The organism is Bartonella sp. CL100XZDX (assembly GCF_042195375.1).
GTDB lineage: Bacteria > Pseudomonadota > Alphaproteobacteria > Rhizobiales > Rhizobiaceae > Bartonella.
Genome location: NZ_JBHIOH010000034.1, coordinates 1 through 1,770, shown reverse-complemented (window position 1 = coordinate 1,770; position 1,770 = coordinate 1). Strand labels below are relative to the sequence as shown.

General features: G+C 46.7%; 2 protein-coding genes. Both read left to right on the top strand.

Annotation, left to right across the window (positions count from 1 at the left end; all coding sequences use genetic code 11):
- Positions 1–421: ShlB/FhaC/HecB family hemolysin secretion/activation protein (locus ACFILU_RS03215; RefSeq protein WP_375674728.1), on the top strand; the 421-nt coding region annotated here is incomplete at its 5' end.
- A gap of 25 nt (positions 422–446) precedes the next feature.
- A partial coding sequence (locus tag ACFILU_RS03210; RefSeq protein WP_375674726.1) for a filamentous hemagglutinin N-terminal domain-containing protein occupies positions 447–1,770 on the top strand: 1,324 nt, incomplete at its 3' end.

Sequence of the window (1,770 nt, the reverse complement as noted above, 5' to 3'; positions counted from 1 at the left end):
GGACTTTATACTGAGCAATCTTTTGAGTGGTCAATATTCACCGCATAATTTATTGGGTGCTGAGCAGATTTCGTTGGGGGGCGCTTCCAATGTTCGTGGCACGCGTGAGAGTTTGCTTTTTGGCAATAACGGTTTTTTTAGCCGGAATGATTTGTTGCTACGCACCGTTCCGTGGAGCAATCACGCGACCTTCAAAAAGGTTTTTGGTGAACTTCGCCCTTATGTTGGTTTGGATTATGGGCGTGTGTTTTCGCAAGTTTTGTATGGGATTAAGAGTGACCAGCTTGCCGGTTGGACAGCCGGTGTCAAGCTTGCGGGAGGCATGGTCTCTCTTGATGCTAGTTATTCCAGTATTTTTTGGAGCACAGTTAAGCACAAAAAATCAGGAACATTTTTTATGACATTAACAATGGAACTTTAAGCATTTTTTATTGGGGAGTTAAAGTATGAGATATGAGAAGAGAGCAGAAAGAGCAGCTTTATTAGGTGTTTTAGTCTCCAGTACGATGCTCAAAAAGGTTTTATTTGGGGGACTTGGTTTTTCTTGTTTGTTAGCCCCTTCAGCGTTACAGGCGCAAATTGCAGTTGATCCTAACGCGAATGCCGCCCATCGTCCAGATATAGTGGCAGCGCCCAATGGGGTTCCCTCGATTGATATTGTTACCCCCAATGGCAAGGGCTTATCGCACAATAAATATAACGATTTTAATATTGGAAATCCAGGTGTGATTTGGAACAATCATGCGCAAGAAGTAGGGCAATCGCAGTTGGGGGGCATTATGCCGGGCAATCCGCATTTGCGTTTCACGGGTTCGGCAAAAGTGATTTTAAATGAAGTGACCAGCAGCAAGCGCAGTGCGCTTCATGGTCCAGGAGAGGTTTTTGGAAGCCCAGCCGATGTGATTATAGCCAATCCCAATGGAATAAGCTGTGATGGTTGTGGCTTTATCAATACGCCCCATGCGACCTTAACCACAGGTGTACCCAAAATTGATGCGAGTGGTTTTTTGAAAGGCTTTGAGGTGCGAGGTGGGGATATCACCTTTGGCGCTAAGGGAGCCAATTTTTTCTCTGGTCAAGGAGCGGTTGATATTGTCGATATTGTCTCACGCACGGTGCACTTTGAAGGAGCTATTGCGGGCAGAGAAATTGGTGTGACAGCAGGGACAGGTCACTTTGATTATGCTTCACGGGAAATGAAAGAACTGACCGATGTTACCGGTAAACCGGAATATGCGATAGATGGTTCTGCTTTGGGGGCTCTACAGGCGGATCAGATTAAACTTGTGGCAACAGAAAAAGGTGTTGGGGTTCGCNGGAAAATCTCGTTGAAGAATGTTTTTGGTCATGGGGGTGTTGTCCTCAAATCGAAAAGCCAGAGCATATTGGCAAAGCACATCACCTCGAAAAAGCATATTGATATTGCCGCCCATAAGGATGTGACGTTAGAAACGGTTGGCGCTGATGGTCATTTGAAGATAGAGGCGCAGGATGGGCTTTTATCGATTGCCGGTAAGGCAACCTCTGGGGGCAATATGGAGCTTTCTTCGCGCCAGACTCTTCAAGTTTCAGGGCTAGGGTCAGGTGCTGATATGGCTCTTGAATCGGGCGGAGACTTGAAGCTTGAGGGGATTGTTTTAGCACAAGGGAATCTCAAGGCGCATGCCGGTTGTGATATACAAGCTCATTTTTTAGCCGGTGGGGTTGATATGGCGGCAACGGGTGCTGCTGGTGTTGTTGTTCTTGGCACCCAAGGGGATGTTGATCTCC